This window comes from Clostridium sp. 001 (genome assembly GCF_019056555.1).
Lineage (GTDB): Bacteria > Bacillota > Clostridia > Clostridiales > Clostridiaceae > Clostridium_B > Clostridium_B ragsdalei.
The window spans coordinates 951,694-974,727 of record NZ_CP020473.1; the positions used below are offsets into that span (position 1 = coordinate 951,694).

Annotated in this window: 20 protein-coding genes and 1 pseudogene; 2 read left to right on the forward strand and 19 right to left on the reverse strand. The window is 32.3% G+C overall.

Going from position 1 to position 23,034, the window contains the following annotated elements:
- Positions 1 to 67 precede the first annotated feature (67 nt).
- The 10 genes from B5S50_RS04240 to B5S50_RS04285 form a co-directional block, all read right to left on the reverse strand.
- On the reverse strand, positions 68 to 358 hold the full coding sequence (locus B5S50_RS04240; RefSeq protein ID WP_065079538.1) for a DUF503 domain-containing protein: 291 nt from the start codon (positions 356 to 358) through the stop codon (positions 68 to 70).
- Positions 359 to 489: 131 nt separating this feature from the next.
- The gene (locus B5S50_RS04245) at positions 490 to 756 is read right to left on the reverse strand and encodes a hypothetical protein (RefSeq protein ID WP_065079539.1); all 267 of its coding nucleotides are present in this window, start codon (positions 754 to 756) and stop codon (positions 490 to 492) included.
- Between the two features lie 35 nt (positions 757 to 791).
- Positions 792 to 1,205: a cytochrome b5 domain-containing protein gene (locus B5S50_RS04250; protein WP_242872171.1), complete on the reverse strand. Its 414-nt coding sequence runs from the start codon at positions 1,203 to 1,205 to the stop codon at positions 792 to 794.
- The gene (locus B5S50_RS04255; RefSeq protein ID WP_065079540.1) at positions 1,206 to 1,670 is read right to left on the reverse strand and encodes a hydrogenase maturation protease; all 465 of its coding nucleotides are present in this window, start codon (positions 1,668 to 1,670) and stop codon (positions 1,206 to 1,208) included. It abuts the gene before it with no gap.
- On the reverse strand, positions 1,667 to 3,052 hold the full coding sequence (locus B5S50_RS04260) for a nickel-dependent hydrogenase large subunit (protein WP_065079541.1): 1,386 nt from the start codon (positions 3,050 to 3,052) through the stop codon (positions 1,667 to 1,669). The genes B5S50_RS04255 and B5S50_RS04260 overlap by 4 nt, the downstream gene beginning before the upstream one ends.
- Before the next feature lie 13 nt (positions 3,053 to 3,065).
- Positions 3,066 to 3,947, reverse strand: a complete 882-nt coding sequence (locus tag B5S50_RS04265; RefSeq protein WP_065079542.1) for a hydrogenase small subunit — start codon at positions 3,945 to 3,947, stop codon at positions 3,066 to 3,068.
- A 158-nt stretch (positions 3,948 to 4,105) separates the two neighbouring features.
- Positions 4,106 to 5,023 (reverse strand): alpha/beta hydrolase, encoded by a 918-nt coding sequence (locus B5S50_RS04270; RefSeq protein WP_065079543.1) that lies wholly within the window; start codon positions 5,021 to 5,023, stop codon positions 4,106 to 4,108.
- 220 nt (positions 5,024 to 5,243) lie between these two features.
- Positions 5,244 to 6,215: an alpha/beta hydrolase gene (locus B5S50_RS04275; protein WP_217303200.1), complete on the reverse strand. Its 972-nt coding sequence runs from the start codon at positions 6,213 to 6,215 to the stop codon at positions 5,244 to 5,246.
- A gap of 314 nt (positions 6,216 to 6,529) precedes the next feature.
- Positions 6,530 to 7,840 carry an MFS transporter gene (locus B5S50_RS04280; RefSeq protein WP_217303201.1) on the reverse strand — a complete coding sequence of 437 codons (1,311 nt, stop codon included), beginning with the start codon at positions 7,838 to 7,840 and terminating at the stop codon, positions 6,530 to 6,532.
- A 305-nt stretch (positions 7,841 to 8,145) separates the two neighbouring features.
- Positions 8,146 to 9,345 (reverse strand): MFS transporter, encoded by a 1,200-nt coding sequence (locus B5S50_RS04285; RefSeq protein ID WP_065079546.1) that lies wholly within the window; start codon positions 9,343 to 9,345, stop codon positions 8,146 to 8,148.
- A gap of 172 nt (positions 9,346 to 9,517) precedes the next feature.
- On the opposite strand from B5S50_RS04285, the pseudogene B5S50_RS04290 reads away from it, so the two are divergent.
- Positions 9,518 to 10,862 (forward strand): annotated as a pseudogene (locus tag B5S50_RS04290) (transposase).
- A 453-nt stretch (positions 10,863 to 11,315) separates the two neighbouring features.
- Here B5S50_RS04290 and B5S50_RS04295 read toward each other — a convergent pair.
- The 5 genes from B5S50_RS04295 to aroD form a co-directional block, all read right to left on the reverse strand.
- A complete protein-coding gene (locus B5S50_RS04295; RefSeq protein ID WP_217303202.1) occupies positions 11,316 to 13,238 on the reverse strand; it encodes an FAD-dependent oxidoreductase in 1,923 nt (640 codons plus the stop codon).
- A 42-nt stretch (positions 13,239 to 13,280) separates the two neighbouring features.
- Positions 13,281 to 14,153 (reverse strand): sugar phosphate isomerase/epimerase, encoded by an 873-nt coding sequence (locus B5S50_RS04300; RefSeq protein WP_065079548.1) that lies wholly within the window; start codon positions 14,151 to 14,153, stop codon positions 13,281 to 13,283.
- Positions 14,154 to 14,214: 61 nt separating this feature from the next.
- Positions 14,215 to 16,212 (reverse strand): FAD-dependent oxidoreductase, encoded by a 1,998-nt coding sequence (locus tag B5S50_RS04305; RefSeq protein ID WP_217303203.1) that lies wholly within the window; start codon positions 16,210 to 16,212, stop codon positions 14,215 to 14,217.
- Between the two features lie 216 nt (positions 16,213 to 16,428).
- Complete coding sequence (locus tag B5S50_RS04310; protein WP_065079550.1) at positions 16,429 to 17,304, reverse strand: shikimate dehydrogenase; 876 nt, start codon at positions 17,302 to 17,304, stop codon at positions 16,429 to 16,431.
- Between the two features lie 42 nt (positions 17,305 to 17,346).
- The gene (aroD, locus tag B5S50_RS04315) at positions 17,347 to 18,114 is read right to left on the reverse strand and encodes a type I 3-dehydroquinate dehydratase (RefSeq protein ID WP_065079551.1); all 768 of its coding nucleotides are present in this window, start codon (positions 18,112 to 18,114) and stop codon (positions 17,347 to 17,349) included.
- 288 nt (positions 18,115 to 18,402) lie between these two features.
- On the opposite strand from aroD, the gene B5S50_RS04320 reads away from it, so the two are divergent.
- Positions 18,403 to 19,314, forward strand: coding sequence for a LysR family transcriptional regulator (locus B5S50_RS04320; RefSeq protein ID WP_065079552.1), 912 nt, complete (start codon positions 18,403 to 18,405; stop codon positions 19,312 to 19,314).
- A 15-nt stretch (positions 19,315 to 19,329) separates the two neighbouring features.
- On the opposite strand, the gene B5S50_RS04325 is transcribed toward B5S50_RS04320, so the two are convergent.
- The 4 genes from B5S50_RS04325 to B5S50_RS04340 are packed head-to-tail and all read right to left on the reverse strand — an operon-like array spanning position 19,330 to position 22,959.
- Complete coding sequence (locus B5S50_RS04325; RefSeq protein ID WP_242872172.1) at positions 19,330 to 19,677, reverse strand: DUF192 domain-containing protein; 348 nt, start codon at positions 19,675 to 19,677, stop codon at positions 19,330 to 19,332.
- Between the two features lie 4 nt (positions 19,678 to 19,681).
- Positions 19,682 to 20,602, reverse strand: coding sequence for a type II secretion system F family protein (locus B5S50_RS04330; protein ID WP_065079554.1), 921 nt, complete (start codon positions 20,600 to 20,602; stop codon positions 19,682 to 19,684).
- A 16-nt stretch (positions 20,603 to 20,618) separates the two neighbouring features.
- Positions 20,619 to 21,581, reverse strand: a complete 963-nt coding sequence (locus tag B5S50_RS04335) for a type II secretion system F family protein (protein ID WP_065079555.1) — start codon at positions 21,579 to 21,581, stop codon at positions 20,619 to 20,621.
- Positions 21,582 to 21,630: 49 nt separating this feature from the next.
- Positions 21,631 to 22,959, reverse strand: a complete 1,329-nt coding sequence (locus tag B5S50_RS04340; protein ID WP_065079556.1) for a CpaF family protein — start codon at positions 22,957 to 22,959, stop codon at positions 21,631 to 21,633.
- Positions 22,960 to 23,034 lie beyond the last annotated feature (75 nt).

The following is a 23,034-nucleotide window of genomic DNA, read 5'->3' on the forward strand; positions in this document are numbered from 1 at the left end:
AGTGTAACGGAGAAAAATCCACATTAACTATTAATTCTTCATTCTTAACTATTAATTAAACGCTGCTTCATATACCTTCAACATCTTCTTTTTGAATATCTATTATTTCTGCGTCAGTATTATTTTCTACAAAAGTTATGATATTTTCCATTGTTGAATCTACTTGTGCAGAAGTTCCACATATTCCTGCAGCTCCTATAACTATCATTTGATGAACATCCTGCTCATCAACTTCTGCCACAGATACGTTAAACTTATTTTTTAACTTTTGAACTATGCTTTTTACTACCATTCTTTTTTCTTTTAATGAATGAACCCAAGATGCTCTCAAGGTAATTTTCATAAGCAATATTTTCATATGTTTCACCATCTTTTCATTATAAGTATAATTTGCTTTCTGTTTTCCTGTCAACTTTTGATTATAGAAATAGTTTTACAATAGCACAAATAATCTCTTCAATTATGCCCTCCAAATTGCTAATATCATTTCTACTTTTCATCTTCATATTGGTAACCTTCTATATTTTTAATTATTGCCATTTGATCAGGCAAATTTTCAATTTCAATTTTAACTTCTGTTGATTCATCAGTTATGTCTTCATTATAGTTTCTCAAATAATCATAAAGATTATTTTCATTAACATGACTGTAACTATTTACAGCTATAACTACTTTACCTATCTTTAAAATCTTATTTGAACTGCAGCATTCACTTAAAGCCCTAGATATTTTACTCAATAAAATCATATCATGCATTTATTATTTACCCCTTTTTCAAAACTAATTTGTTATTAAATTTTTAACTCTCCCACTTTAGGTAGACCATTTAATATCTTTATTTCTCCACTGTGACATGCCCTAAATTGTAAAGTTAAGTCTTTTCCAGCATACAGACCAAAATGCGTCCCTCCACCCCATACAGGAGACAAACTCACATCATACACTATTCCATTTACAGCAACATACGCCGGAGAGCCACCAGCACCATTGTATTTTGAAAGTTCTTCCAAAGTAAATTGTTTTTCCTGTCTTACTATATCTTTGTTCATTGTATTCATTAGTTTTTCTAATTCCCCTATTTGAATATTCATGAGATGTCCATAATAGCTTTTTATAAAAGGGCATACAGCAAACATACTACTTTTTTTATAAAAAGTTATTTTTCGCCTAATTATCTTCAGCTTTTTCATTAAATAAAAATCCAACTATTTTTCCTCCTCTGCTCTATCATTCAATCTCAGAAAAATATTTTTCAATACATCTTTTGAAATATCCTTAAGCTTACTTTGTAAATTATGGCTAAGTCCCAATTTAAAGCTTACACTAGCTGCTTCAATTTCAATAATAAACCCAGTTAATGATTTGTAGTAAACTCCTATAATGTCTATGAAGCTATAGCTGTGCTGGGTATAATATTTGTTTTTGCACTTATAATCTTGTAAGCTGGCAACTGTTATCGTACCTGGAACTTTTCCATTATAAGAAGCATCTATTATAAATATAAAATCACCATCTTTTACTTGGGAAATGCAGTATTCCACATCTGTTTCTCCTATTATAGATTGAATATGGTTATGTGCAAGTTCCTCTTTTATATTTTCCAGGATCTTAATTCCAATGCCATCGTCTTCCATTAATATATTTCCTAGAGCAATAACTTTTGCTTTCATACTATAACCTGTACGTCCACTGGTTCATATGCATCACTTATCAAATGAGTTGCACAGGAAACACAAGGATCAAAGGACCTCATAATTCTCCCAACTTCTATAGGCTGCTTTATATCTTTTATTTTCGTTCCAAGTAAAGATTTTTCTCCAATTCCAAGCGCACCTGATTGATTTCTTGGCCCCATGTTCCACACTGTAGGAGTTATAATATTGTAATGCTTTATAAATTTATCTTCTATACTTATCCAGTGTCCCAAGGATCCTCTAGTTGTGTCAATTAATCCTGCACCAAATGCTTTATCTGGGATTTCATATATTCTTTGTTCTGCTGGAATAAGCTTAATTCTATCTGCAAGTCCTTGCATAATTTCTAAAATCTTTTTTGTTTCAAGTACTCTGGCAACATTTCTGTCCATACATGAACTTCCACCAGTATACTCACCTGAAAGTATCAATCTTGCTAGAGGTCCTACTTCCATAGAATAGCCATCATAAGTTGGCGATTTTATAAAGCTGTAACCTGTTTCTTTAGATAAATTTATTGTTTCATCATCATTCATGTACCAGGTGTAAAGTATATTCTCTGTAATTTTATTACTATTAAAGTTATGCTTTTGTCCATTTATTAAGACAGAAGGTCCTACATAACTTATCTCAGGATCAGCATACTTATCAAAAATTCCATAAGTCATAAAGTTTCCATAGGCTTTTCCCATTTTAAAATAATCAGCATAGTATTTTGAAATTATGTTCATGTCCTCTAACATAACACTACTTACGAATTCATTAATTTGAGAAATAATAGATTTAACTTTTGTAAGTTTATATGGATCTATATTTATGGTAACTCCTCCAACAAAAATTCCGTGATTATGGGGAGCCTTTCCTCCAAGAGTAGCCAATCCTTCATGGGCTAACCTACTGTATTTAATACTTTCAATATAATCTTCACTTATCTTTTTATTTAAGTTATAAGGTAATCTATAATCTTCATATTGATCTGAAAAAAGAGGATTTATATTGGGCATCTTCACATAACTTGGTATAGTCAAATTATAAAAATGTCTTATATGATTTTGTATAAATTCAAAACCATGTATTAAATTACGCATATACGAATCATTTACACTAATTTTTATCTTCAAAGCATCTTCAAGAGCTGTAGCAGCTGCCACAGCATGAGCTGTTGAACATATCCCACAAATTCTTTCTGTAAAATATACTGCATCCAGCGGCTGTCTGTTTTTTAACATTTTTTCAAATCCTCTAAAAAGCAATCCACTAGTTTCAGCATCTACTATAATATTTTTTTCTACTTGCACTTTAGTTTCCAAAAAACCACTTATTCTCGTAATTGGATCAATGGTAATTTTCTTTTTCATAGCACCCTCCTTACTAATACCTTACAAATGGTTCCATACCATCTGGAAATCTAGAATTTGCACATCCTATACAGTTGGTATTGTCTTCAACAGGCCAGTTCACATATCCATTCCACTTTCTCCTAGGACAATCTGTTTTAGTTACAGGCCCCCTGCATCCAAGTTTAAACATACATCCATCTTCTCCAAATTTTTTTGCAAAAATTCTGTTATCAAAAAATCCCCTTCTTGTACACCTATCATGAATGGTAATTCCATAAAAAAGAAGAGGTCTTCCATCTTCATCCAATTGCGGTTTGCCAAAAGCAACTAAATGTGCTAAAGTTCCAACTACCCAATCCGGATGGCATGGACAGCCTGGAAGTCTTATGACTTCACGATTTAGTATTTCTTTAACACTTTTGCTTTCTGATGGGTTTGGCCTGGCGGCAGAAATTCCACCATAGGATGCACAAGTTCCTACACAGAGAACATACTTTGCTTTTTCTCCTGCCATTTTTACAGCTTCAAGTGCAGTAACAGGTTTTCCTTCATAATTGGCAACAATATTATAAAAACCATTTTGAGCAGTAGATACCGCTCCATCTACTAGTAGTATAAATTCAGTATCCAATGTATCTAAGAATTGTTTAAAAGCATACTCACCTTCTGAAGTCATTAGAGTATTGTTGTATTTTAAATTAATGAGTTTTTCTAAAATATAATCGAGTCCAGGATTTTCACTATTTAAAAAAGAAATAATATTTCCTGAACATCCTGTTACTTCAAGCCATATAGCATTTAATTTTTTCGTCTTTCCCCTTTTAATTAAATCTATAGCTTCACTAGTAAAAGCCTTTGAACTGCGTTCCTTATCTACGATTAAAGGACATATACCCTTGTTTCGAACATTCATTTACCTATCACTCTGCCTTTTAATTTTCTATATTATTTATATAATTAAAAGACAATTAATATAACGTGTATTTATACAAAAAAATAAAACCACCTTATTTTTTAAAGTAGCTTTATCTTTTAAATCATTTCTAATATATTCTTCTTAAGCTTGTATACTTATAGCATATTAAATTCACGTCTAAGGGAATTATACATACCTTCCCTTATCCACAATGTCAAATTAGCAGGTACCATATCAAAACCATGACAAACACGCGGCAGGCTATACAATTCTGTAGGTACTGCAAATTCCATCAATCTTCTAGCATAATCTATTCCTTCATCACGAAGTGGATCATATTCCAATGTAACAACAAATGTAGCTGGCAAACCAGATAAATCTCTTGCTAAAGCAGGAACTGCATAATATGGAGGTTGAGTTCCATTAAATCCATGATCACCAAGATATAATTTCCATACACCAGATAAACCATTACCTTTAACCATAGGCACATCATCAAACATCTGCTTAGCTGATGTTGTATTAGCTAAATAATCAATAGCAGGAAAATTTAAAATTTGCATACAAACTTTAGGACCATTATGATCACGCAAATACAAACAAAGACCTGCTGCAATTGCACCACCTGCACTTGTCCCAAATACTGCAATTCTTTCAGGATCTATACCAAATTCATCTAGATGGTCATGTGCATAAGTTAATGCAGCAAGACAATCCTTAAGCTGTGCTGGATAAGGATACTTAGGTGCCAATCTGTAGCCTACTGAAATGACAGTACATGGAACATTATCTACAAATCCCACATCTCTAACATTATCATTATCTATATTCCCAGCTACAAATCCTCCTCCATGTATTCCTAAAACCAATGGAGATTTTGAGCTACCTTTTTTTCTATAAACCCTTATTGGCACATCAGGTTCACCATCTATGCCAGGAACTTTTGAATCATATATTTCAATATCATCCGCTATATCACAATGCTTAAATGGTTCAATCAACTTGTTTGCCTCTTTTACATCAGATGGAAGATTTTCTAGAACCTCGTATCCAGGATGTAATTTTACTTTCATTATATGTCACCCCTTAAATAATAACTTCCTAATATTTATCCGATTGCTACCATTGCTAACACCCCCATCGAACACAGTGAAAGCGACTGTCACCAAATCAAAGATTTGGGATATCTGCTTTTCTTCAAAGTGGTGTATAAGCACTGCTGCGCGCCTGGATAAGTCCTTCTAAGGTTCAGATGGAGAAAAAGTATTCCTTATAAGCAAACTCCACCTGAACCTAAGAATCACTTGATTTAACCATTGGTATCTTAGGAATTGGACCATATGTCCTATCTTTAACTCCCATAATATATTTATCCATAAACCTGAGAACTTTGTACATATTTTCATCAGTTCTAAAGGCATCATCACCATGTCCAGCCCCCTCAAGCAAATCAATATGTACATTTTCATCTCCACAAATCTTTATATACTTATTAAAAAACTCTATTGCTTGAAGATATGGTACTACTTTATCAGATGTACCCTGTTGAATTAACATTGGAGGCATATTCTTTCTCATCTGATAAATTGGAGATGCTGAAATATATTTATCTTTGTTTTCTTCCATGCTGCATCCCATTAAACGATCTGCAACACCATCATCTTGACATTTATAAGTTTCTCCTTCTCTAACAAGCTGTCTTTTATGATTTTCTGTATTAATAAAATCAAAAACTCCAAACCATGTTGCTACAGCTTGTACATCACTAGAATATTCTGAATTACCCATTGATAAATCTTCATACTCAGGACGTCCGTTTGTGACCCCCAGCATCGCAGCAAGATGACCTCCTGCTGAACTGCCTAACACTGCAATCTTATCTGTTTTTATATTATACTTAGCAGCATTTGCTCTTAAAAACCTTACAGCTGCTTTACAATCATATATTTGTGAAGGCCACTTTGCATCACCACTTAATCTGTAATTGATAGTTACAACAGCATATCCTTCAAAAGCTAACTGAATTGCTGATCTTGTATGCACATTTCTCTTATCTCCAAAGAACCATGCACCTCCATGAATATTAATAACTACTGGAAATGGTCCTTCTCCTTCATTTGGAATAATTATATCCATTTTCTGATGTTTACTTTCATTGGCATATGGAACATCTAAGTAAGTTTTTTTAAAAACCTTTTCTACATCCAACATTATTAATGCCTCATTTGATACTTCTACACCAATTCCATCATTATTAGTCAACATAACAATCTCCTCCTAATTGTAGTAATATTTTTATTGTATACTTATCACAGCAAATAAACAGAGTTCTTGATTTCAGGTGGAGTTTTTTCTCCATCTGAAACTTAGAAATCGTTATCCAGGGGCGTAGCAGCCGTTATCCCCCACTTTATAAGAAAAGCAGATATCCCAAATCTTTGATTTGGTGATAGTCGCTTTCGCTGTGTGCGATGGGTGTATTACGGCTGGTAGCCATCGGATAAATATTACAGAATATAATCACCGCTTAATAATTAAAGTTTGGCAATAGATTATAAACGTTATCATAAGCTTTATATTTATTTAGATTCTGAAGAACCTGCTACCATATTTTTTGGTAATATTAGAGTAGACAAACCTCCTATTACAAGCATAGCTGTTAAAAAGTACATTCCAACACTTGATGATCCAGTTAATGTAATTAAATAACCTACTGCATATGGTCCAACAAATGATCCTAATCCCATAGCCGCAGCCATCAAACCTCTTGTTGGGCCATCGAGTTCTTTTACCAGTACAAGAGATGGTATTGAATAGTAACTTGGCATATGTCCCTGTACAAATATACTAACAAGACATAATAATGCAATTTTAATTACCGGGTTTAATCCTAACGGTAAACTTGCTATTACCAAAGATGCAGCAAACATAATAAGTGGTAAACCTGTAGTAAGTCTCCTGCTCTTTATCTTAGTTGCAAGATAAGTCCACAACCAAAGTCCAATTACCGTAAATATATTTGGTACTATAGATATAAAACCTACATTTAAAATATTAGTTTTCGTAATAGCTTTAATCATAGTTGGCATCCAAATGGTATATCCAAACTGACCAATATTCACAGTAAAACCCACGATACATAAGCACCACACATATTTGTTACGCAGTAGAAGCCCTAAAGGCAACTTTTTACCTTTTACCTTAACATCCCCTGCTACTTTTTTAGCCTCTTCACGTTCTTCCTGTATAGTTGTTTCTATGTAATCTCTTTCTTCTTTACTCAACCATTTTGCCTGTCCAGGTCTGTCAAATATAAGAAGTTGCCATAAAACAAAACCTACTAAACTTAATACACCAAGTATGATAAATAAATTTCTCCATCCATAAAATTGTATGATAGCTCCTCCAATAGGTCCCATAGAAACTGCTGCTATTGAAATAGCTGTAAAATAGGTTGAATTTGCTCTATTTCGTTCCCCATGTTTATCTGGAAACCAAAATGTAAATATAGTAGTGATTGCTGGAGAAAATGCACCTTCAAAAAATCCAATAATAAATCTAACTATCACTAGTTGCCATCCATTTTGAACAAATCCAGTAAGTATAGTAAATATACTCCATCCAATAATACAAAACGAAACAAATTTTTTAACTTTTCCTTTTTGAGCCATCTGCCCCGCTGGTACAGAAAGAAACAATATGCCGATTGAAAATACCCCTGCTACTAAACCTGCCATTGTAGAATTTAATGCAAGCCCCTTCTGAAGACCTCCTGGCAGTGCTATGCTTATAATGTTTCGATCTATAAAATAGAAAAAAGTTGTAATAAAACATACTGGCATAATATACAGCCATCTTGCTCCAGGTATTTTTTTTGTTGAAGTTTCCATTAATATATTCCTCCTTTATAAAAAATTATTTAATTTAACTATTGATTTAACATAATTTTAAAATTAACATACAATCCCTATACCAATAACCATCATACTCACTTAACATCAAAACATTTCAAAAACCATGTAAACCACCTTTCTTTAGTTGCTTTTTTCTAAATTATTCGTGTCATATTATCCCATTGCTATTCCTCCATTCTTGATTAAATTTGTTTGAATTAATTTTAACTTTCACAATTAAAGTTTTAAAAATTTTCAAACAATTATTTTTTGAAATAGATATTATTTAGTGAACTCTATTCCTATTGTTCTACTGCATATTTTGCATATTGCCTGTTTACAAATATTGCAAGTAAAACTCCTATAATAGTGATTACAGCATTGAATAATACAACATATCTTGGCCCATTTGCACCACCTGATTTTGTTATAACACTTGCAATATTTAAAATAACATAGTTTGCTACACTAGATGCAATCATAACTATAGAAGTAATCTTACCTTTATTTGCTGGAAACATTGCATTTGCTGTAGACGTAACCAACTGAAGCACTCCACCTGCTGCTGTAAATCCAATTACAAATCCACCTATTAAACAAATAGTTTTTGTCTGTATAAAATATATAATTATAAGCATAATTGTAGAAAGTAAAGGATATAGAACAAGTACTCTAACTGGTTTAAGAAATCCTTTTACAAGAGCTGCTGTTATTAATACAGCAAGCATTGATCCTACTGCATAGTATGATTGAATTTGTCCTGGGCTAGCAAGTCCATATAACTTTCCTAATTCTTGGTTGCAATTTAACCATAACTGGAATGTAGAAGTGCATGTAAAACCTATACAAATTAATGCAATACTAGTCACTGTAAATTTCATCCTTTTTTCTTTAGGTTTACCCTTGACATTATTATTCATTGGTGGAAAAGGCATAGTTGCAATCAAAATACCATCTATAACAAGTAAAATAGCCGTTACAATAAAGATTGTTTTATACGACATATGGCTTGCTGAAACAAAACCTATCCCAAATGGAAGCAAAAGTTGTCCTAATGATATAGAAAACTTTGTAAACATATTGGCAGCATCACCTGAATTTATAAAAATTTCCAAACATGATGGAGTGATACATGTATCTAAAAATGAGTTAGCTGCACCACCGATTAGTGCAAATATATACGCAACATACATATTTGGTGCTATTATAATACCTACAAAATATGCGATATAAAAAACTATACCAATTAATCCAGAAACTCTTCTTCCAAGCTTGTCAGAAACAGGCCCAGCAAAAGGATATCCAATAAGGCGTCCTAATCCAAGTGCGGCAATAACAGCAAGTACTACACTTACATCAAAAGTACCATTAGCTAATGTTTTCGCACCCCATACACCCACAAAGTTTTGCTTGTACTGTCCTAAAATTGATACTCCAATACCATGTATAAAATAGGCTAAATATAATGCCAAAGCCGTCGAATAATATTTTTTATTATTCATTTACTTTCTCCTTTCATTCTCTCAAGGAAATAGGCGTTTGCGAAACGCTACAACCCGTATAAATGCGGTGTATTTTTTGTTACAAAACAAAATAACTCCTCACTGATTTATGGTAAAATTGAATTGCAAAGAAACAAAATCACCATATACCTCAGAAAGGAGTTATATATTTATGATACCATATAAACAGCTTTCTTTGGCAGATATTTTTTCTGATTGCAAAGAAAAATTTGAAAATAACAAGCCTCAGTTTCTTTCTTTACTTGAAAATACTATTAACCTTGATGATTTAATCCCTGCTTCCTTCATAAATCATTTTTATGCTTCTACTGGAAGGCCCCGTAAATACAGTCTTTACGCCATGCTCCGTGCTTTGATTTTGCAGCACATTTTTTCTATTCCTACGGATTCCCTTTTGATTATTTTTCTTAAATATTCTCAAGAGTTAAGGGATTTCTGCGGTTTCCTTAAAGTCCCTGATGCTTCTAAATTCACACGTTTTAAACAGGATTTTATTCTGGACTTACAATTGATATTTGATAATCTCGTTGATATTACTGAACCAATATGCCAGCAAATTGACCCCAAACTTGCTTCTATGACTATTTTTGATACTTCTGGTATCGAAGCTTTTGTTACTGAAAACAACCCTAAGTATGCTAACCGCATCATAAAACAGCTTAAGACTTTTAAGAAAGTACATGCTTTAGATGATTCTTATGATCCTTATAAAGCTGCCTATGGTTCTATGCCTCCACACGCTTCAGCTAATCCGGCCATTCAACAAATGTACATTAACGGTCATTTTTGCTATGCTTTTAAATTTGGCATTGTAACCAACGGACTTGGTATTGTAAGAGATATTTCATTTTACAATCAGGATTTTCTAAAAGCACATCCTGATATTGTTATTGAGAAAAAATCTGATTCACCGGATGAAGATAAATCTCTTGCTGATTCTAAAGCTCTTATACCTGTTCTTATGGATTTCTTTGCAAAACATCCTTTGATAAATCCAAAAATCTTTTTAGGTGATGCTGCTTTTGACAGCATTCTGATTTATCGATACCTTTTGCATGATTTGAAATTTGAAAAGGCATTCATTCCATTAAAAACTAAACTTGCATCAAAAGAATTCGACTGCCCTTTAAATGAAAATGGTATTCCATGCTGTCCTTATGACCATTCGCTTCCAATGAAACGAGAAGGCAGTAAAACACACTTACGTTCTGGAATTCCATCAATGAAATTCGTATGTCCCAAAATGAAATGGGTATACAATAAAAAAACTAAAAAGAGCAAACGTGTAACTCTATGTGAAAATCCATGTACAAAATCTTCTTGCGGCAGAATGTTTTACATTTATCCTGAAAAGAATCTTCGTGCATATCCTGGAACTACTCGTGGAACTCTCCAATGGGAAAACACTTATAAAATCAGGACTGCTGTCGAGAAAAACATCAACCATTTCAAAGGCAGTTATTGCGTTGCGGATCGTAAGACACAAAATGAGCTAACGCTTCATTCTGACTTACTTCTAGCCGGTATAACTCAGCTAATAACAGTTATTGTAGCAAATAAAATACATAAAAATGAATATATTAGAAGCCTAAAACCATTAATTGCATAAATTTTATTTGTAAAAAATAGAAACCCAACTTTGCTTTATTTCGTGCGCCCTTTTTTATCAATATGGCTATTTCAAATCATAAAAATTTGTCTTTAAACTTCTAACAATACTTTTGCAACTTCTAAACATCTTTTATTCATTTTTATTAGCGAGTTTCGCAATTACCTATCTCAAGGAAAGGTTGTTTCTTAATGTTTCATCTATTTAATGCATATAAATCTATCATCTTGGTAATTTTTACTTTATTGTTAATTCCTTAACTTTTTACCTTCAATAGTTAGGTTGGACACAAAATCCAACCCAACTTAAAATCTCCTAAAACTGCTTCAATATTTTGTTATCATATTTTAAGTGCTGCATCTAATGCTTCTCTTGTTGCATCTATTGCTCTACGTGCTCTTGTTGCATCACCAACAACATAAGTTTCTTTTACAACTTTTTTAACTTCTTCACTTAATGGATCATAGTTACGTGATCCCATAGCAAGAACAACAGAATCAAATCCTTCTAACTTGTATTCATTATTATCTGCTAGTGTGTATGAAACTCCACCTTTAAAAAACTTTGCAACTTTAGCTCCAGTAACAGTCTTAATTTTGTATTTATCAAAGTCTTTCATTAAAAATTTACGGTGCTCTGAAATTACATCAGCTCCAACTTCATCACGAAGCTCAATAACAGTAACATCATGGCCTAATTCAGCTAAGAAATCAGCAACTTCACATCCAACCATTCCGCCACCTACAACAAGAACATTTTTGCCACAGGAATCTTTTCCGTCAAGAAGATTAACTGCATGAATTAATCCAGATTCATTAATCCCAGGTATAGGTAATATAAGCGGTGTTGCTCCTGTAGCCAAAACAACTGCATCCGGTTTTTCTTCAGTTATAAGTTCAGGAGTTACTTTTGTATTTAAACGAACTTTTACACCATACTTTTTGCATTTAGTAATATAACTGCGTATTAAATTTGTAATATCGCCTTTTCCTGGAGGATAAGCTGCTAAACGCATTTGTCCACCAAGTGTATCAGTTGCTTCAAACAGAGTTACATCATGTCCTCTCTTAGCAGATATCCATGCTGCAAGCATACCACCAACTCCACCGCCCACAACTACTACTTTTTTACTAGTATCTGCTTTCTTAAGTTCAGCTTCTCTTCCAAGCAGAGGATTAACAAGACAAGTTATTGGCTTTCCTCGATACATGTTACAAACACATCCTTGAAGGCAAGCAATACATGGACTTAATTCATCCAAACATCCAGCTGCAGCTTTATTAGGTGTTTCTGGATCAGCTAGACTCTGACGTCCAAATGCTACCAAATCACATCTTCCTTCACGAACTAGTAGTTCTGCATAATATGGTTCTGTAAAACGTCCTACAGCAATAACAGGAATATTTACTGCTTTTTTAATTTCTGTAACTAATTCAGCATTAAATCCTCCATGTACAAGCGTAGGTGCCCACATATACTCATCATGAAGATGTACCGCACGTGAAATATTGATAGCATCTGCACCACATTCTTCTAAATAAGCAGCAACTGCTGCACTGTCGTGAACATCTAGCCCTCCATCCATCTCATCTGAACTGTTTATACGACAAATAATTGCCATAGAATGTCCAACTTTTTTAAGTATATTTTCAATAATAAGACGAGGTAACCTCATTCTATTTTCAAAACATCCGCCAAACTCATCCACACGCTTGTTTGTTCTTGGAGAAATAAAACTGCTAACTAAATAGCCATGTGCACAGTGTACTTCAACTGCATCAGCTCCTGCTTTTTTTGCACGTACTGCTGCATCTCCATATACCTCTATTAATTCATAAATTTCTTTGTTTGTCATAGCTATAGGTATATCACGACCTACTGCTGCTGGAATTGCAGAGGCAGCTTTTAAAGGATACCCAGCAGCTTTTGCATTTCCTTCAGCTCCAGCATGTTGAAGTTGAATGGATATTTTTGCACCAGCCTCATGACATGCATCTATAACACGTTTAAAGCTTTCTATAGTACTATCATCATATAAGCAGGGTTTACGAATTCCCCCCTTAGCTTTCTTATCAACAACAGTAGCCTCAAAAGTAATTAATCCAAAACCGCCACAAGCACGAGCTCTATAATATGCCAAAGATTTATCACTCATAGACCCATCTGTATTTGCAAAATTATTTCCCATAGGCGAAACTACAAAACGATTTGGAACTGTTATAGGACCAATTTTTATGGGCGTAAACATAGATTTAAATATCATAAAATAAATCATCCTTTCACTTTTTAAGATTGATTGCACTTACTATTTTGTCTTTGGAGAAACCTCTGGCCAAGCTTTGTCAAGCACTTTTTTAGCATTGTCATATGTAAATTTAGCTGCCTCAGCAACACCTTTTGATAAAATAGCATCGCTTATTACTTCAACGCCGATACATACAGGTTTGATTCCTTTTTCTTTGATCATACGAACAAAGCCTTCTGTTGCATTAATTCCAGTACCTGGTGCAAGTCTGTCATGCATTGATTCATCTCTTAATATAGATTTTGCATAAGGTCTTTCATAAACATCATTAATTTGTATAGATACAATCTTATCAGCTGGAATGCCTTCTAATAATTTAATATCATTTTCTTGATTTGCTCTTACCCAATGCCATGTATCCAAGATAAGTTTGGCATTATCACAACCAGCACCTTTAACTACTTCCCAACCTTTTTTGATATCTGGAATACCACTGTATGGCATAGGCTCAACACCAATAATATATTTGCCTGCTCTTTGACATAATTCTCTTAACTTCTGTGCAGTATGTTCTACACTATAAGTTTCCATTAAACCAATGTTTATATGTTGGACACCAAATAATTCGCACATATGGAAACATATTTGCTCTTTGTATTTTTGTTCATAAGAACGATTATCTTCAGCCCAAAGTGTAATATATTCAACTTCAGTAACTTTCATATCATATTTTTTAAGAATATCAAGAATATCATCATCGAACAAACCTTCGTTTAATGCATCTACATATGTTTCGGCACGAAGACCTATTCCATCATAACCTGCTTCTTTTGCAACTTTAACTCTTTCTTCAAATTTACATTGATCTCCTAATGTCCATGAACTTACTGTGATTGGCGGCTTACAAGTACCTTTCTTGCATTCATTAGTCATGATACATTCCTCTTTCCATCAAAAATTTTGTTATTAAATATGATTAATTATCATAAAACCTTTACAGTACACCTATTTTTTCTAATGCGAGAATAACATCTCTTCCTTCTCTAACACCATCAATTATTTTTCTTGCTCTAACACTATCACCTATATTTACTACTTCAACATCCTTTTCTCCAAAGTACTCTTGTATTTCTTCTAATCCCTCAATTTGTGATCTAATTCCAAGACATACGAAACCATAATCAAAATTCATTGTTACTTCTTTCTCATCTTTTTTAACTTTGAAGTTATCTTCATTTACTTCCACAAGAGCTGTACTTGTATTTACATCAACATCATATTTTTTCAGCATTTCCTTTACAGCTGATTTTGATATTACATCTAAATCTTTGCCAAGCACAGGAAGCATTTCAACTATTGAAGTCTTTGCTTTTCTTTCTGAGAAAAATTCTATAACATCTAAGCCTACAGCTCCACCACCTATAACAACCACTTTTTTACCTATAAGATCCATTTTTTCAAATTCATTAATTTTACTAAATACACCAAAAATTGAATCTACTTTTCCTCCTTCTTTACCTATATTTTCTTCAAGTCCTTTTATTGGAGGAAGTAATGGTTTTGATCCAGTTGCATTTACTATTAAATCCGGATTAAGATTTTCTATTTTCTTAATATCAGCTTTGATATTTGTAAATATTGTTAGGTTATTTAAGTTTTCAGCTCTTTTTATTAGATAACTAGGAAAATAAGCTATTCTGTACTTAGCTGGGAATTTTGATATTTCTCTTGCAAGTCCACCTACATAGGATTTCTTTTCAAATAAAAATGTGGTACATCCTAATTCTGCTGATGTACAAGCTGCCTCAAGTCCAGCAGTTCCACCGCCTATAACAACTACATTAGTCTGTTTTGTAACTTTTCTTTTTTTATAAGCATCTTCATATATAATATCCGGGTTAACTGTACATCTTATTGGCTTATTTAAACCTATTCTATGTCCTGCACATCCAACATTACATGATATACACTTTCTAAGCATATCTTCTTGTCCATTTTTAACTTTTGCTACCCATTTAGGTTCAGAAATTAATCCACGACCTATAGCTATTAAATCTGCTTCTCCATCAGCTAATATTTTTTCAGCTACTTTTGGATCTCTTATGTTTCCTACTGTTATTGTTGGTTTATGGAATTTATCTCTTACAGCTTTAGACATATATGAACGCCATCCATCTTTAAGATCTGCCTTGTCTATCTGATATTGTATTGAATCATTTAAAGCTGCAGATACATCAAATATATCAACTTCATCATTTAAGTATTCTAATATTTCTAGTGTATCTTCTAGAGTATTACCACCCTCTAAAAATTCATCTGCACTAAATCTCAATAATATTGGAAATTTAGGGCCTACTGCTTTTCTCACACTATCAATTACCATTCTTCCAAATCTTGTCCTATTTTCAACGCTCCCTCCAAATTCATCAGTACGTTTATTATAGAGAGGAGATAAAAATTGACTTATCAAATATGAATGACCTGCATGTATTTCTACCGCATCAAATCCAGCTATTTGAACTCTCTTTGCTGCATCACCATATTTTTGGACTATATCTAATATCTCATCTTTTTCAAGTGGTCTTGGAACAGCTCCTCCAGTTTTAGAAGGTATATTTGAAGAAGAAACTGGCTGACAACCTATTCTAGATGGAACTGCTGATGCACCTGAATGGTTGATTTGTACTGCAGCATTTGCACCATATCTATGTAATCTTTCAGTTAATTTATACAGTCCAGGCATATAACTATCCTGATCTATTCTAAGTTGTGTGGTTCCATTTGAACCTAGTGGGAAATCAACAGCTACATTCTCTATAATTATTAATCCTGTTCCACCTTTAGCCCTTTGCTCATAATATTTAATATGTTCTTCATTGATTTCTCCATCTTCTGCTGCATAATTTGTACCCATTGGTGGCATAACTATTCTATTTTTTAATATCATATTTTTTACTTTTAGTGAACTAAAAATATTTTTATATTTTGTCATTTTCTATTCCTCCATTTTCATATATTCTACTTTGCTCTTAACAAATATGATAAAAGTATATGCTACAAAAAATTTGATGCTCTCAAGTGCATACGAAAAAACATATTCAGTTAAAATACAGAATTTTCCGAAACTTATCTTTAAAAAACAACATAGCAAGGGTAAGGAGCTTAAAGCTCAATACCTCTTGCAAAATACTAAAATACAATTTCTATTTTAATATTCAATGTCTAATACTTTCTTCATATGTTCAATAGGCATATTTTTTCCCGTCCACAATTTGAAAGCTGCTGCTCCCTGGAACAACATCATTCCTAGTCCATTCATTGTCTTCTTACACCCCACTTCTTTTGCCATTTTTAGAAGTACTGTTTCTCTTGGTGCATAAACAGTATCTGTTACAATTAAATCTGGCCTCAAAAAGCTTTTGTCTGGAATATATGTCTTACCCTCTAAAGGTTTCATTCCTACTCCTGTTGCATTTGCAAACAAGTAGCTATCTGCTATTTCTTCCTTTAATTTATCAAGATCAGCCAAATCATATAATTTAGCTTTGCATTTAGTTCTTTCATTTATATCTTTTACTGTCTTCTTTGCTCTTTCAAAAAATTTATCCTTATTATTGAATATTGATATCTCTGCTACTCCATCTAGTGCCGCTTGTACTTGAATTGCTGTAGCAGCTCCACCAGCACCTACTATTGTCATTTTCTTTCCTATTACATCTATATCATTATCCTTTAATGATTGCATATATCCAATACCATCTGTAACATGTCCAGTTAAAACGCCATTATCATTTACAATTGTATTTACTGACCCACAAAGTTCTGCTGCCTCTGACAATTTATCTAGATATTTATGTACTACTGTTTTATTGGGCATTGATACATTTGCTCCTCGTACTTTCATTGCTCTAAAACCCTTTATAGTATCTTCAAGTTCTTCATTTCCAACTTCAAATGCAAGATAAGCATAGTCAAGTCCTAATTTTGCAAATGCCTCATTGTGCATTGCTGGTGAACTTGAATGTCTTATGGGATATGCAATCAATCCTATAAGTTCTGTATGTCCTGTAATTCTTTCTGTCATAGTAACCTCTCCCATTCGTATTTTATTTTTACTTATAGTCTACTATTTAGTTGCTGTTATAAGTTTAAGTAATTTATCTAATTCATTTGCTTGTAATTGTCCTGGTGCTGATGCTGCTTTAGCTGAACCAAAAGTAAGTGCTGAACCAAAAGTTTCACCTGCTAAACGGCTTATAACTCCAAGAGGTCCCATTGACATAGTAATAACTGGAGTTTGGTCATGATCACGTCTCATTTCATTAGTTGCACTTAAAAGCTCAAGTACATCATCAGGATTTGAAGGCATAACTGCTATCTTAGGTATATCTGCTCCTAGTTGCTGCATCTTACACAATCTAGATACTATTTCTTGTTTTGATGGAGTCTTATGAAAATCATGATTTGACATAATTACCTTTACTCCATTTTCATGCGCTGTATCAACAATTTCTTTTACTACTTTGCTACTACCAATAAATAATTCAACATCAATTAAATCTGCATTCTTAGTTGATGCAATTGCCTTATTAAGTTCAACATAATATTCTGGAGTAATTTCCTTTTCTCCACCTTCTTTTGCAGTTCTAAAAGTTACCAGTAGTGGAATATCATCTAATTGAACTCTAAGCTTAGTTAAAATTTCTTTTACCTTTTCAATATCTTCTACATCCTTGTAGTAATCAATTCTCCATTCCACAAGATCAAGGCTGATTGCCTTTAAGTATTTAACATCATCTATTAACTCTTCATTAGTTCTTCCCATAAAAGGTACTGCAATTTTAGGAATTCCTTCTCCCAATTTTACATTTTTAACTTTTACTATACTTTTCATATTTTCATTCCTTCCGATTTTATAGTAATCGTTATCGTAACTCATAAAAAAATTAAATGCAATCTTTTTTATTTTTTAACTAAATTTATAATTTAATAAAAGTAATTTTTTTAATTTACAAAAATCGTATTATTTTTAACGACATAATAGTTATTTTTTTAACATATCATGATTATATTATAATTCATTCTCTTTGATAATTCTAATACATCTTTTCATGATTATTGATAGTTTTTTTCTATGAATTATGGTATATTATTTTTAATGTATATTGGAGGGAACTATTATATGAATTTAAATCAATTATATTATTTTAGAACTGTTGCAAAACTTGAACACTTTAGAAAAGCAGCATCTGAACTAAATATTTCTCAGCCAAGTTTAAGTAATTCAATGACAAATTTAGAATCAGAACTTGGTCTTTGTTTATTTGAAAAGCAAGGTAGAAATGTCATACTAACAAAATATGGTCGTATATTTTTAAAAGATGTAGAAAAAATACTTGATGAATTGGAAAATGCAAAAAAAAAGATGAAGCAGTTAGCCAGTGGTGATACAGGGCATATTGACATTGCATATATTTCTCCCTTAGCACATCAGTACATTCCAAATACAGTACGTAACTTTTTAGATTTAGAAGAGAACAAAAATGTTACTTTTACATTCAACCAAGGATTTACAAATGAGCTTATTAAAGGCTTAAAAAGTGATAAATATGACCTGATTTTTTCATCTTATTCAGAAGAGGAGCCAGATATAACCTTTGTGCCAATTATTGAACAAGAACTATTTGTTATAGTTCCACTAAACCACCCTCTTGGGAAACTTAATAATATTGATCTTGTTGATATCAAACCTTATCCTTTAGTGGGATATGACAAAGATTCTGGTCTTGGAAAATTTATTTCTAACTTAATGAAGAGTATAAATATAAAACCTAAAATAATTTGTGAAGCCGCAGATGAATATGCTATTACTGCTCTAGTTTCTTCAAACTTTGGTATATCTATCATAGCAGAAGCACCTGCACTAAAACATGCAAAAGTAAAAAAACTAACAATTACTAATCCTAAATACTCTAGGAAAATTTACCTTGCTTATAAGAAAAATAGGATTTTTCCTCCTGCTGTTCATAACTTTATTTCATACATCAAAAAGAAAAGTATCATTGAAGGCATGAAGCTTTATTCTGAATCCTAAAAAAATTATATTCTTTTACTTTATGTAAATTTTTTGACGAATCTCTATTAATTTTCCTTCTTCAACATTTTTAAATGTTCCAGTGATTCCTTCTATAACCATTTTAGCTTTTCCCTGGGGCATTATAATCTTTCCAGGTTTCAAATTTTCTACTTTTTTTATCACTTTCATGTCTTCACTTACAAACAAAACGTCAATAGAAAATTTCATAAAGAATGTATGAATGCTGTTACAAGGCTTAATCAAAATCCCCTCATGATGTGGTTTTTTACGAAACATAAACCCTAAAAATCTTTTAACAAAACTATCTGCTATAAATATTTCAGCTATAACCTCTGACTCATATACTAAAGTCTTGACCACATTATCACCTCTTAGCAAATATAGTAATCATCCTTATAACGGCAGGCCCTAATATAATTATAAATATGGTAGGGAAAATAAAAAAAATTAATGGAAAAAGCATTTTAATAGGAGCCTTCATAGCCTTTTCTCTAGACACCTGTCTCCTATGTTCTCTCAAATTTGCAGATTCAATTCTGATCACTTTGCTTAAACTTACTCCTAATTCATCTGCCTGAATTAACGAACTAATAAACATGGAAAGTTCCTTTACATCACAACGTTCACTCATATTTTTAAGGGCGGCTTTTCGCTCTATTCCCATAGTAATTTCCTTAAGACTCTTTGCAAATTCATCACAAAGTTCTCCATTTATATTACTTATAACTCTAGCTATAGCACCGTCAAAGGATAAACCTGCCTCAACACTAACTGTAATTAAATCTAAAGTATAAGGTAAGTCCTTTAAAATTTTATCTTTTCTATTTTGAATTCTTCTTGATAGATAAAAATTAAAGAAGGCATTAATAGTTATCACTATAAGTATTGTAAAAACAATAACTTTCATTATATTAAAATCAACCATTAGCACAAGTACTCCTAGAATTGTAGAAAAAATCAAGATAATCATGCTCTTTTTAAGCATCCATTTTTGAGCAGTACTATTTTTTAAAACCCCTGCTCTTTCTAACTTTTTGTTAAGCATTACAATTTTTTGATGAGGCGTTATGGTAAGCATAACCTTACTAAAGTTTTCATAAAAAGGCATTATCATTCTTTGTGAAAAAGTCTTATTTTCAATTTCTTCTTCTTTCAAATTATCCAGCTCATTAATCTCTGTAAATCTCTTTTTAATTTTTATTTTGTCACCGTTTATAGCTGTTAGTATTCCATAGGAAAGAAAAAAAATTGACAAAAAGAAGATGAAAAATGCAAAATAAAGCATGTACCTCTCTCCTTTCTTACATATCTATATTAATAATTTTTCTTATCATTAATAATCCAAGAAGCTCACTTAATACAGCAGCCGCTACCATAATTAAACCAATAGAAGTTGTAAATAGCAAAAGTATATACTCCTTGTTAAAAAGGTAAATTGCTGACCCTAAAAAAATAGGTATAAGCATTAAAATAATGCCCGATAATCTTCCCTGAGCTGTCAGTGTTTTTAGCTCATTTTTTATCTTTTGTCTCTCCCTTATAGTTTCCGATATATTATCAAGTACTTCAGACAAATTTCCTCCTATATCTTTCTGTATTAAAATAACATTCACTATAAGTCTAAGATCTTCTGATTCAACTCTGCTAAGCAAATTTTTTAAAGCATCTTCTTCAGAAATCCCAAGACTCATCTCTTTGAGTAATTTCTTAAATTCCTTTGAAAAAGGATCACTGGTTTCTTCTGATACTACAGCTATAGCTTGTAAGAAAGAATATCCTGCTTTTAAAGAGTTTGAAATTATAGTTATACCTTCATTTAATTCACTGTCAAAGTCCTTAATTCTATCTTTTTTTCTCTTTCTTATTATAAATTTGGGGACGTTCCATATTAGAATATAAATTAAAATGATAACAAAATAATTTTTAAAAACTGCAAATGCCAGAAAAGCAAAGGCAGAGGAAAATAGTATTTTTATAACCAGAAGTTCCTCTACAGTAATAGATAAATCTGCCTTCATGAGTTCAACCTCAAGCTTTTTATCTTTCTTTTTATTTAACCAGATCTTAGGTATTAAATTTGATAGAGTTTTTAATATGCTTACCCTGTCCTTCTTATTATTTTTATACTTTTGGGAAATAGCATAATCCTCATCAAAATATTTAAGCTTACGAATAGGTTTATCTTTACTAAATAATTCAATTAATACAGTGCTTATAAAAAGCCACACCATTAAAAATATCACTGTTACTATGACATATATCATAAGCCCTCCTCCTTGATTTTGCTTTAGGCATTTGAAAGAAAATAAGAAATTATCTCAAAATATCTGGTGGTACATTTATACCTTTCTCCTTAAGCTTCTGTACAAATTTGGGCATAATACCTGTAGGAATAAATTCTCCTCTTACTTTTCCTTTATTATCAACGCCCCTTTGCTCAAACTTAAATATATCCTGAAGTATAATTACATCCCCCTCCATGCCTTGAACCTCCGTTATATAAGTGATTTTTCTACTTCCATCCATGAGCCTTGATTGCTGAACTATTATATCAATAGCAGAAGCCACCTGATCTCTGATAGCCTTAATTGGAAGATTCATTCCCGACATAAGCACCATGGTTTCAATTCTAGATAACATATCTCTTGGTGAATTAGCATGACCTGTTGTAAGAGATCCATCATGGCCAGTATTCATAGCTTGCAGCATATCCAAAGCTTCTCCAGAACGAACCTCACCTACAATAATTCTGTCAGGACGCATTCTTAAACTATTTCTAACTAAATCCCTTATAGTAACTTCCCCTTTTCCTTCTACATTTGCAGGCCTTGTCTCGAGCCTTACTACATGCTCCTGAGAAAGCTGAAGTTCTGCTGCATCCTCAATAGTCACTATACGTTCATTTTCAGGTATAAATGAGGAAAGAACATTTAACGTAGTAGTTTTACCACTTCCTGTACCACCTGAAACAACTATATTTAATCTTCCTTCTACACAATATTTTATAAGTTTCGCCATGCTTTGAGTCATTGTTCCAAAGCTAACCAAATCCTCTACTTTAAATGGATCTTCTGCAAATTTTCTAATAGTGATAGAGGGACCATCAATGGCTAAGGGAGATATTATAGCATTTACTCTAGAGCCATTAGGGAGCCTAGCATCTACCATAGGTGAACTTTCATCTATTCTCCTTCCAATTGGTGCTACAATTTTTTTTATAACATGGAGTACGTGATTATCATCTTTAAATTTAGCATCCGTAAGTACTAGCTTTCCGTTTTTTTCAATATATACATGCTCTGGACCATTAACCATAATTTCAGTAACACCGTTATCTGAAAGCAATCCTGTAATCGGACCAAATCCTATAATTTCATTTAACAGCTCTTCTTTTATTTTTTTCTTATGATTATTAGTCATATTTAGTGATTCCATTTCAATATGCTTGGTAACAATATAATCAATTTTTTGCTTTAATTCCTGATTATGTTCAGAAATTTCATTAAAATCTATATCAAGTTCTTCAATTACCCTATTTTGAATTTTCATCTTCAATTCATAATAAGGATCTATTTCTTCCCTAACAGATTTATTGGCTTTTTTATCTACATTTATTTCTTCCAATCTTTTCATAAGAGACATAGTAATTCCTCCTGCTTAGGTATTTGAAAGAAAATAACAAGTCAAATATTCTTCGCATAGTGCCCCTTGTTATTT

What these genes read in the sequence shown, in the direction of transcription:
- B5S50_RS04305 (WP_217303203.1), bottom strand. Translation starts at nt 16,212, where the DNA reads ATGACAAAATATAAAAATATTTTTAGTTCACTAAAAGTAAAAAATATG.
- B5S50_RS04295 (WP_217303202.1), bottom strand. Translation starts at nt 13,238, where the DNA reads ATGATATTTAAATCTATGTTTACGCCCATAAAAATTGGTCCTATAACA.
- B5S50_RS04245 (WP_065079539.1), bottom strand. Translation starts at nt 756, where the DNA reads ATGCATGATATGATTTTATTGAGTAAAATATCTAGGGCTTTAAGTGAA.
- B5S50_RS04270 (WP_065079543.1), bottom strand. Translation starts at nt 5,023, where the DNA reads ATGAAAGTAAAATTACATCCTGGATACGAGGTTCTAGAAAATCTTCCA.
- B5S50_RS04240 (WP_065079538.1), bottom strand. Translation starts at nt 358, where the DNA reads ATGAAAATATTGCTTATGAAAATTACCTTGAGAGCATCTTGGGTTCAT.
- B5S50_RS04310 (WP_065079550.1), bottom strand. Translation starts at nt 17,304, where the DNA reads ATGACAGAAAGAATTACAGGACATACAGAACTTATAGGATTGATTGCA.
- B5S50_RS04260 (WP_065079541.1), bottom strand. Translation starts at nt 3,052, where the DNA reads ATGAAAAAGAAAATTACCATTGATCCAATTACGAGAATAAGTGGTTTT.
- aroD (WP_065079551.1), bottom strand. Translation starts at nt 18,114, where the DNA reads ATGAAAAGTATAGTAAAAGTTAAAAATGTAAAATTGGGAGAAGGAATT.
- B5S50_RS04300 (WP_065079548.1), bottom strand. Translation starts at nt 14,153, where the DNA reads ATGACTAATGAATGCAAGAAAGGTACTTGTAAGCCGCCAATCACAGTA.
- B5S50_RS04335 (WP_065079555.1), bottom strand. Translation starts at nt 21,581, where the DNA reads ATGATATATGTCATAGTAACAGTGATATTTTTAATGGTGTGGCTTTTT.
- B5S50_RS04265 (WP_065079542.1), bottom strand. Translation starts at nt 3,947, where the DNA reads ATGAATGTTCGAAACAAGGGTATATGTCCTTTAATCGTAGATAAGGAA.
- B5S50_RS04280 (WP_217303201.1), bottom strand. Translation starts at nt 7,840, where the DNA reads ATGGAAACTTCAACAAAAAAAATACCTGGAGCAAGATGGCTGTATATT.
- B5S50_RS04330 (WP_065079554.1), bottom strand. Translation starts at nt 20,602, where the DNA reads ATGCTTTATTTTGCATTTTTCATCTTCTTTTTGTCAATTTTTTTTCTT.
- B5S50_RS04285 (WP_065079546.1), bottom strand. Translation starts at nt 9,345, where the DNA reads ATGAATAATAAAAAATATTATTCGACGGCTTTGGCATTATATTTAGCC.
- B5S50_RS04255 (WP_065079540.1), bottom strand. Translation starts at nt 1,670, where the DNA reads ATGAAAGCAAAAGTTATTGCTCTAGGAAATATATTAATGGAAGACGAT.
- B5S50_RS04275 (WP_217303200.1), bottom strand. Translation starts at nt 6,215, where the DNA reads ATGTTGACTAATAATGATGGAATTGGTGTAGAAGTATCAAATGAGGCA.
- B5S50_RS04340 (WP_065079556.1), bottom strand. Translation starts at nt 22,959, where the DNA reads ATGTCTCTTATGAAAAGATTGGAAGAAATAAATGTAGATAAAAAAGCC.
- B5S50_RS04320 (WP_065079552.1), top strand. Translation starts at nt 18,403, where the DNA reads ATGAATTTAAATCAATTATATTATTTTAGAACTGTTGCAAAACTTGAA.